At 70.4% G+C, this 8,387-nt stretch carries 9 protein-coding genes; 5 read left to right on the forward strand and 4 right to left on the reverse strand.

All coding sequences use genetic code 11. The features are described 5' to 3' along the window. From ACFDS6_RS14835 to ACFDS6_RS14850, 4 genes are all read left to right on the forward strand, one after another. A partial coding sequence (locus ACFDS6_RS14835) for a cytochrome bc complex cytochrome b subunit (protein WP_375272879.1) occupies positions 1-815 on the forward strand: 815 nt, incomplete at its 5' end. Positions 816-849: 34 nt separating this feature from the next. Then, a complete protein-coding gene (locus ACFDS6_RS14840; RefSeq protein ID WP_375272880.1) occupies positions 850-1,692 on the forward strand; it encodes a cytochrome c1 in 843 nt (280 codons plus the stop codon). A 425-nt stretch (positions 1,693-2,117) separates the two neighbouring features. Beyond that, positions 2,118-2,651, forward strand: coding sequence for an adenine phosphoribosyltransferase (locus ACFDS6_RS14845; protein ID WP_375272881.1), 534 nt, complete (start codon positions 2,118-2,120; stop codon positions 2,649-2,651). Between the two features lie 79 nt (positions 2,652-2,730). Continuing rightward, on the forward strand, positions 2,731-3,378 hold the full coding sequence (locus ACFDS6_RS14850; protein WP_375272882.1) for a hypothetical protein: 648 nt from the start codon (positions 2,731-2,733) through the stop codon (positions 3,376-3,378). A 328-nt stretch (positions 3,379-3,706) separates the two neighbouring features. Here ACFDS6_RS14850 and ACFDS6_RS14855 read toward each other — a convergent pair whose 3' ends face one another. The 4 genes from ACFDS6_RS14855 to ACFDS6_RS14870 all read right to left on the reverse strand — a co-directional run bounded on the left by ACFDS6_RS14855 (position 3,707) and on the right by ACFDS6_RS14870 (position 7,943). Next, positions 3,707-4,159 carry a MaoC family dehydratase gene (locus ACFDS6_RS14855; RefSeq protein WP_375272883.1) on the reverse strand — a complete coding sequence of 151 codons (453 nt, stop codon included), beginning with the start codon at positions 4,157-4,159 and terminating at the stop codon, positions 3,707-3,709. An 11-nt stretch (positions 4,160-4,170) separates the two neighbouring features. Beyond that, complete coding sequence (locus tag ACFDS6_RS14860) at positions 4,171-5,508, reverse strand: ectonucleotide pyrophosphatase/phosphodiesterase (RefSeq protein ID WP_375272884.1); 1,338 nt, start codon at positions 5,506-5,508, stop codon at positions 4,171-4,173. 104 nt (positions 5,509-5,612) lie between these two features. Further along, entirely contained in the window at positions 5,613-7,556 is a 1,944-nt protein-coding gene (locus tag ACFDS6_RS14865) for a hypothetical protein (RefSeq protein ID WP_375272885.1), read from the reverse strand. A gap of 48 nt (positions 7,557-7,604) precedes the next feature. Beyond that, on the reverse strand, positions 7,605-7,943 hold the full coding sequence (locus ACFDS6_RS14870; RefSeq protein WP_375272886.1) for a hypothetical protein: 339 nt from the start codon (positions 7,941-7,943) through the stop codon (positions 7,605-7,607). A gap of 124 nt (positions 7,944-8,067) precedes the next feature. On the opposite strand from ACFDS6_RS14870, the gene ACFDS6_RS14875 reads away from it, so the two are divergent. Next, complete coding sequence (locus ACFDS6_RS14875; protein WP_375272887.1) at positions 8,068-8,331, forward strand: hypothetical protein; 264 nt, start codon at positions 8,068-8,070, stop codon at positions 8,329-8,331. The last annotated feature ends 56 nt before the right edge of the window (positions 8,332-8,387 follow it).

The following is an 8,387-nucleotide window of genomic DNA, read 5'->3' on the forward strand; positions in this document are numbered from 1 at the left end:
TCTGGGGTGCGCAGGTCATCACCGGCTTCTTCTCGGCGATCCCGCTGGTCGGCGAGTCGATCCGTGTGTGGCTGCTCGGCGGGTTCGCGCCCGACAATGCGGCGCTCAACCGCTTCTTCTCGCTCCACTATCTGCTGCCGTTCGTCACCGCGGGCGTCATCATCCTGCACATCTGGGCGCTGCACATCCCGGGGTCGAACAACCCGACCGGCGTCGACGTGAAGGGCGAGCAGGACACGGTGCCGTTCCACCCGTACTACACCGCCAAGGACGGCGTCGGCGTCGCGGTGTTCTTCCTGATCTTCGCCGCGCTGATCTTCTTCTCGCCCAACCTGCTCGGCCACCCGGACAATTACATCGAGGCGAACCCGCTCTCGACCCCGGCGCACATCGTGCCCGAATGGTATTTCCTGCCGTTCTACGCGATCCTGAAGAGCTTCACCGCCGACTTCCTGCTGCCGGCGAAGCTCTGGGGCGTGCTCGCGATGTTCGGCTCGATCCTGCTGCTGTTCTTCCTGCCGTGGATCGACAATTCGCCGGTGCGCTCGGCCAACTACCGCCCGACCTACCGCTGGTTCCTGGTCGTGCTGCTGGTCGACATCCTGGTGCTCGGCTATGTCGGCGGCGCGGAGGCGAATGCGCGCAACGTCATCATGGGGCAGATCGCGGCGGGTTATTATTTCGCGCACTTCCTCATCATCCTGCCGCTGGTCTCGGCGTCGGAGCGTCCGCGCCCGCTGCCGAACTCGATCACCGAGGCGGTGCTGGAGAAGCACGCCGGTACCTCGCCCGCCAAGACCGCGATGGCGAGCTGAGCCGAGCAGCGACGAAAAGGGGATAAAGAACACAATGGCTCGTCTCATTTCGATCGTGATCGGCGCGGCGTTCGTTTTCGTGCTGGCGCTGGCGCTGTTCGGCACCGCCAAGACCGCGATCACCGAACCCGCGGCGGAGAGCGCGGAACACGTCTTCCACCTGCATCCCGAGGATATCGGGCTGCCCTCCGCCGGGCTGTTCGGCAAGTTCGACCGCCAGCAGGTCCAGCGCGGCTTCGCGGTGTACAAGGAAGTTTGCGCCGCATGCCACTCGCTCAAGTACGTCGCCTTCCGCGACCTGACCAAGATCGGCTATTCCGAGCCCGAGGTGAAGGCGATCGCCAACCAGTGGGTGATCGAGCAGCCGAGCGTGAACCCGGAGACGGGCGAACCCGCGACGCGCAAGAACCTGCCGTCCGACACCTTCCCGTCGCCGTTCGCGAACGAGGTCGCCGCGCGCGCCGCCAACAACAACGCGCTGCCGCCCGACCTGTCGCTGATCACCAAGGCGCGCGAGGACGGCCCCAATTACGTCCACGCGCTGCTGACCGGTTATCGCAACCAGCCGGCGGAGCTCTTGAAGGAGTTCCCGGGCGCCAAGACGCCGCCGGGGCTGCACTACAACCCGTATTTCGCCAACCTCAACATCGCGATGCCGCCGCCGCTGACCGCGGACGGGCAGGTGACCTACTCGGACGGCACGCGCGCGACCAAGGACCAGATGGCGCGCGACGTGTCGGCGTTCCTGACCTGGACCGCCGAGCCGAACCTGGAGGCACGCCACGCCGCGGGGCTCGCCGCGGTAATCTTCCTGGTGATCTTCGTGTTCCTGACCTGGGGCGCGTATCAGAACGTCTGGCGGGGGATCGAGCACTGATCGAGCGCGGCGCGCAGGCAGCATAGCTGCCGCGCGCCACTCGCGCTCGATCGGCCGGCGGCGCCACAGCGCCGACCGACGACGCGGGCTTCGCCCGCGGCGCCCGCCCGGACACCGACGACCAACCAACGGCACGGCCGGGGCACACGCCTCGGCCGCTGTCGTATGCAGGCAAGACCGACGCGTTCCGCATGCCCCCAACCACCCGTCATCCCGGGCATGACCCGGGATCCCACTGACCTCGCTCCCGAAGAGAAGAAGCGGGGCCCCGGATCAATTCCGGGCCGACGGGAGGAGTTAGTGTCGACCTGCGCCCTAATCGGCCGAGGCAGTTCCTACCCACGCCGTCACCCACACCCACACCCACACCCACACCCACACCCACACCCTTGCACTTGCTCCGCGCACCGCCGACAAGCGCGCGCATGGCAAACGACGACCTTCGCGCGCTGATCCGCACCATTCCGGACTTCCCCAAGCCCGGCATCCAGTTCCGCGACATCACGACCCTGCTGCTGTCGCCCGGCGGCCTCACCACTGCGGTCGAGCGGATGGTCGCCGCCACGCGCGGCCCGGTCGATCTGGTCGCCGGGATCGAGGCGCGCGGCTTCCTGTTCGCCGCCGCGCTGGCGGTGCCGCTGAACGCCGGCGTGCTGCTGGTTCGCAAGGACGGCAAGCTGCCGGGCGTCACGATCGCGGAGGATTACGCGCTCGAATATGGGCAGGACCGGATCGCGATCCACGCCGATGCCTGCGCGCCGGGCGCGCGCGTGCTGCTGATCGACGACCTGATCGCGACCGGCGGCACCGCGCGCGCCGCGGTGCGCCTGCTGCGCAAGGCGGGCGCGACCGTCACCCAGGCGCAGTTCCTGGTCGACCTGCCCGACCTGGGCGGCGCGGACGCGCTGCGCGGCGACGACATCGCGGTCGACGCGCTGGTTTCGTTCCCCGGCCATTAAGGAACTTCGATGTACCGCCTTCGTTCTGGGATGAATGGCGGCGCGTAACGGCCGCTTTCCTGTGTTCGGGAGTGGACGGATGATCTTCAAGCGGTTCGGCGTGGTGGCGCTCCTCGGCGCCATGGGTATCGGGCTCGGTGCGTGCACCGACGGCTACGGCTATAGCGGCGTCAACGTCGGGGTCGGCAGCGGTTACTACAACGACGGCTATTACGGTGGCGCCGGTTACTACGGCGATCCCTATTACGCCGGCGGGTTCGGCGGCGGCTTCGCGCCCAGCTACTACGGCTGGTACAACAATTATTATTATCCGGGCACCGGCGCGTTCGTCTACGACCGCAACCGCCGTCCGTACCGCTGGAACGACAGCCAGCGCCGCTACTGGGAAGGGCGCCGCGGCAACGCGCAGGTGCGGCAGAACTGGGGCGATTTCCGCCGCGACGTGCGGGGCGAGCGGCGCGACTATCGCGGCGACATCCGCGACAACCGCCAGGCGTATCGCAACGGCACGATCACGCGCGATCAGTTCCGGCAGGGGCGCCGCGACGCCCGGCGCGAGTATCGCGGCGACGTGCGCCAGGACTATCGCGACCTGCGTCGTCAGAACCGCGCCGAGGGCGTCCGCACCCCGCGTCCGCAGGGCGCCTTCCGCCCCGGCGGCCGCGGTGACGGCTCCCGCGCTCGCGGCGGCGGCTTCCGCGGCGGTCGCGCCCCCAACCCGCGCTGAGGCTAGATGGGGGGCGGCTTAAACGGTCTCCCGTCTATGCAACCGACACCGTCATCCCGGACTTGATCCGGGATCTCGCTTCTTTCTGCCCGTCCGAGAAGCGGGGCCCCGGATCAGGTCCGGGGTGACGAAGGGCTTGATGGAAGCCGTCAAACCGGTGTCAGCGTAGCCTGCTGAATTGAGCAACTGGCGCGTGGCTTCTGCGGCCACGTACCATCGAACTGCAGCGCCCCAGCAGCCGCAAACACTTCGCGCATGTCGAATGCCGCGACGTTCCGGGGGCAGCTTCGCTCATTCGCCGGCGGCGGCGCGGCGCGCTGACGCACCGCTACCCCTCCGCCGGTCGCGTCGCGATCAGCCCGTTCGAGATCATCGACATGACCACCACGTCGTCCTGATTGAACACGGTCAGCCGGCTCTTGAAGATACCCAGCTCGGGCCGGGAAGCCGAGCGGCGCTTCTCCGTCACCTCGCTCTCGCAGCGCAAAGTATCGCCGGGGTAGACCGGCACCAGCCAGCGCAACTCGTCGATCCCCGGTGAGCCGAGCCCCGCCTGCTCGTGGCGTTTCAGGTTCTCGACCAGCATCGCCATCACCATCGCGCAGGTGTGCCAACCGCTGGCCGACAATCGCCCGAAATGCGTCGCCGCCGCGGCCTCGTCGGAAAGGTGGAACGGTTGCGGGTCGTAGCGGGTGGCGAAGTCGATCACCTCCTCGCGCGTGACGCGGTACGACCCGAACGACTGCCGCTCGCCGACCGCCAAATCCTCGAAATATAGCATCGCTCGCCTCCCTAGCGCCTCAGCAGGCCGCGAAACGGGCGATCGTCGCCGTCGAGCGCCTGACCCGCGGGCAGCCCCAGCAGGTCGCGCAGCAGCGGCGCGACGTCGACGTTGTCGAAATCGCCGATCCGCTTGCCGCGCGCGAACGCGGGACCGTTGGCGATGAACAGCGCGCGCATGTCGGGCGCTTCATTGTCGTAGCCGTGGTTGCCGCCCGCGCGCGGGCCGGCCGGCGCGGTCTTCTCGATCGACCACGCCCCGCCCGGATCGTCGTCGGCGAGGCACAGATACGGCGGCACGCGCACGTTCGCGCCGTAGTGGAAGCGCGCGGGCACGTCGCCCTTCGCCCAGCACGTCATGTGCGCGTGCGGGCGCAGCAGCGCCGCGCGCACCGCCGCGTCGCGGCCCGTCGCGGGGTAGAAACTGGCGTACGGCCCCGCCTCGAACACGCGCGCGTCGGCAGGGGCCACGAGTTGGTCGAGCGCGATCACGCGCGAACTGCTGGTCGCCGCCATCCCGTGGTCGGCGACGATCACCAGGTTGGCGGGCTGCTCCAGTGCGGCGAGCTCCTGCACCAATGCGCCAACCTGCGCGTCGACCGCCGCCACCGCCTGCGTCGTGCGCGCGTCGCCGGGGCCGTAGGCGTGCCCCGCGCTGTCGACCGTGTCGAAGTAGAGCGTGACCAGCCGCGGGCGGGTGGCGGCGGGGCGGCGTATCCAGTCGATCACCGCGGCGACGCGTTGCTCGCCCGTCACCGCCTGGTTGAACTGCTGCCAGTCGGAGGGCCGCGTGCCGCCGTCGACCTCGCCGTGCCCGCCCGCGCGGCGCACCCCGCCCCAGGCGGTGTTGGCGCCGGGCCAGAACATCGTCGCGGTGCGGATGCCCGCCTTCTGTGCCGTGACCCAGATCGGCTCGGCCGCGTTCCACCAGAACGGATCGTCGCTCGCCATCGTGAACGTCTCGTCGGGGCGGGCGGGGTCGATGAACGAATTGGCGACGATGCCGTGGCGATCGGGGCGCAGCCCGGTCACGATCGTCCAGTGATTGGGAAAGGTCTTGGACGGAAAGCTCGGCCGCATGGCCGCCGACACGCCCGTCGCGGCGAGTCGCGACAGGTTGGGGGTGACGCCGCGGTCGAGGTAGTCGGGGCGGAAGCCGTCGATCGAGATCAGGATCGTGACCGGCGCGCGCGCCTCCTGCACCGCGGGCGGCACCGCCGCGGTGGTATAAGGCGCACCGGTCGCCGGCGGCGCCGGCTGCGTCACCGGCGACAGCGCGGGCGGGGTATAGGGATAAGCGCACGCGGCCAAAGCGGCGAGCGCGGCGAGCGGGAGGACCGGGCGCAGCATCGCCGCCGCCTGTAATCTCCGGGCGCGGCTTTGTCTCGCCCGATGCGGGCAGCGGTGCGCCCGCCCGCGTGCCGCGCCCGCGCGGTCAGTCGGCTAGGCTCCGGTCACAGCCCCACCGCCAGCTTCGCGAACAAGGTCCAGCTCACCGGATCGTCGCCGTAGGCCGCGTCGAGCGCGTCAGGCTTCGCATAGGCCGCTACCGTCCCGCCAAGCGCGACACCCAGCGCGCCGACGATCGGCAGGCGATAGGCGTAGCCGCCCTCCGCCTTGGTCACGCGAAAACGTCGGTCGTGCAGGGGCGAGTCGTGGTCGGGAAAGAACTCGTCGTTGGCGACGTTCTCGACCCGCGCGAAGATCGCGTGCGCGGGTGATATCTCCCACGTCGCCTCCGCCAGCCAGGCGTTCAGCACGTCGCCGGGCTGCCGGTCCTTGCGCGACCAGGCGATGGTGGTCGCGACGCCGCCGCGCGCCCATTGCACGCTCGCGGTGGTGCGGTTCTCGTCCTCGCCCGGGTGCTGCACCTCCGGTTCCTTCAAATGCCCGTGGCTGACCTGCACCGCGAGGAAGGGGGATGGCGTCCAGGTGCCGCGCAGCGACCAGGAATCGAGCCGGACGGGGTCGATGTCCCAGCGCTCCTCGTCGGGCTCGCGCCCCTTGAACCACGATCCCTCGAGCTGGAACCTGGGCGCGGACACGCCCGCGGTCACCACGCCGTAGGTAATGTGGGTCGAATCGAACCAATGGTGCGTGATCGGCGACAGCGGCTGATAGCGTGACGAGCCGCGGTGCATGAACGCCGAGGGCCCGAGCGCGGGCTCGCCGACCGGTCCGCCGTAGAGGAACAGGTTGGTGTCGCCCCCCAGCCGGTAGTCGACGCGCGCGGCCAGTTCCATGAACAGGTCGTGCGGATGCTGCCGGTCGACCAAAGGCACGCCGTTCGCGGTCTCGCCGGTCGCGAACAAATTGGGATAGCCGCGCTGCCCCATCGCGGGCTCCAGGCTGCCCATCGCGCGCAATTGCAGGTGGAAACGGTCGCCCAGGTCACGGTCGCCCATCAGCATCGCCATCGACTGCACGAACGCCATGTCGGCGCCGCGTGGTCCCCCCTGATCGGTGACGCTGCCCCAGGCGTAGCCGTGCGCCATCACCATCCACTCGCCGGCGGAGAACATTGCACCGCGCATCGGCCCCTCCGCGGCGGGCAGCCGCGCGGTGCCGCTGCCGGGCGAGTACCAGCCGTTCGCGGTGCCCATCGTCATCCCCGACATCGCCGCGCCGACCGGCGCGCGCGCCAGCGCGGCATCGCTCGCCCGCCGCCACGCGAGCGGCGCGGTGAAGGACATGGCGTGCCCCATCGCAGCGTGATTCATCGCGCCCTGGTTCATCGCGGTGCCGCCCATCGTGGCGTGGTTCATCGCGCCGTGATCCATAGCGGCGTGATCCATCTTCGCGTGATCGGTCGGCGTCTGCTCCTGCGCGGGGGCGGCTTGCGCTCCGTGGTTCATCCGCGCGTGATCGGTGCTGCTGCCGGTCGCCGCGCCCGGCGCGTCCTGCTCATGGCCGCTCCGCGCCTGATCGTCACCGGCAATACCTGCCGTCCCGTGCAGCGCGGTACGAGTGACGCTCGACGCCGCGTTGAACGATGCAATACCGCTAGGCGCCGCGCCGATGTGACCGGCATGGCTCATATCGGCGTGATCTACGGTGCTGCCGATCGGCGCAGTGGCGCCAAGGTCCGCGTGCGCTCGATCAGGCGACATCGAGCCATGCTGCGCCGGCATGGCGCGGGCGGTACGATGCGCCCCAGTCGGGTCAGGGGAGGGCACCTGCCCCGAGCCGCGCGGCGCAACCCGCGTGATATCAGGCTTACGCATCTTGGCAGGCGCGACGCGCGCGCGCTGCCGCCGATCGGGCCGCGGCGTGGAGGTCGGCGCTGCCGTCGCCGGCGAGGCACCGGGCATCGGCATGGCATGGCGGTGTTGCGCGGTCGCCGCGACGGGCAGCAGCGCACCCGCCGCGCAGGCGGCGAGCAGGAGAGGGCGATACATGGGAAAACTCCGAGAAAGGGACGTGAGGCGCGCGCGCGGGCGCGGCGGTCACGCCGTCTTCGGAGGTGGCGGTGTCGGTGCGCTAGCGAGGCCCGCCGCGAAGCGCGGCGGCGCGACGTCCTGTACGGTCGCGCGCGGGACGATGGCGCGCGCGACGCGGGCGCCCAGCAGCATGTCGGGCGGGATGCAGCCGAGGCAATCGTGCCCGCTCGCGTGCGCCGCATGTCCGGTGTCGCGCGCGTCGTGGTGCCCGCCCGCGTGATCCAGGCGCGCGCCATGCCCGCTCGCCGCCACGCCCTGCACCGCGCCCGCGTCGTGGCAGGCCGGCCGCGCGGTGGCGGGCAGCGCGAGCAGCAGCGCGAACAGAAGCAGCAGACGACGGAGCACGCCGCCGTGTAGCATCGCGCACACCCGCTGGGAATGCGCGTCGCGCGCGGGCAGGGGCCGCGGGAACGCGCACGCCCGCTCGCGCTTTACACCGCTTATGCGATCCCTGCTCCCGGCCGTGTCGATGGCCCTGCTCCTGGCCCCGCTCGCCGCCTGCGGCAAAGGCGGTGAGGGCGACGCGTCGGCCAAGGGCGGGGAGGGCAATGCCAACGCCCCGCTCGCCACGCCGACCGGTCCGCCACCCAAGACCCCGGTAATGCAGGTCACACCCGCACCCGGTATCCAGCCCGCGTGGCTCGGCGCGCGGCAGAACCGCGGCGACCCGAAGACCGCGCCCTACGGCACGTTGCTCAACCAGTCGGTGGTCGACGCGCCATCGCAGCGTTGATCCACACCAGCGGCGCGGCGCCGAGCACGAAGCCGAGGAACGCCGCCTGGCACGCC

The organism is Sphingomonas sp. (assembly GCF_042095875.1).
Lineage (GTDB): Bacteria > Pseudomonadota > Alphaproteobacteria > Sphingomonadales > Sphingomonadaceae > Sphingomonas.

Bases quoted from the DNA above. Each gene is read 5' to 3' on its own strand.
- ACFDS6_RS14840 (WP_375272880.1), top strand. From the start codon at position 850: ATGGCTCGTCTCATTTCGATCGTGATCGGCGCGGCGTTCGTTTTCGTG.
- ACFDS6_RS14845 (WP_375272881.1), top strand. From the start codon at position 2,118: ATGGCAAACGACGACCTTCGCGCGCTGATCCGCACCATTCCGGACTTC.
- ACFDS6_RS14850 (WP_375272882.1), top strand. From the start codon at position 2,731: ATGATCTTCAAGCGGTTCGGCGTGGTGGCGCTCCTCGGCGCCATGGGT.
- ACFDS6_RS14855 (WP_375272883.1), bottom strand. From the start codon at position 4,159: ATGCTATATTTCGAGGATTTGGCGGTCGGCGAGCGGCAGTCGTTCGGG.
- ACFDS6_RS14860 (WP_375272884.1), bottom strand. From the start codon at position 5,508: ATGCTGCGCCCGGTCCTCCCGCTCGCCGCGCTCGCCGCTTTGGCCGCG.
- ACFDS6_RS14865 (WP_375272885.1), bottom strand. From the start codon at position 7,556: ATGTATCGCCCTCTCCTGCTCGCCGCCTGCGCGGCGGGTGCGCTGCTG.
- ACFDS6_RS14875 (WP_375272887.1), top strand. From the start codon at position 8,068: ATGGCCCTGCTCCTGGCCCCGCTCGCCGCCTGCGGCAAAGGCGGTGAG.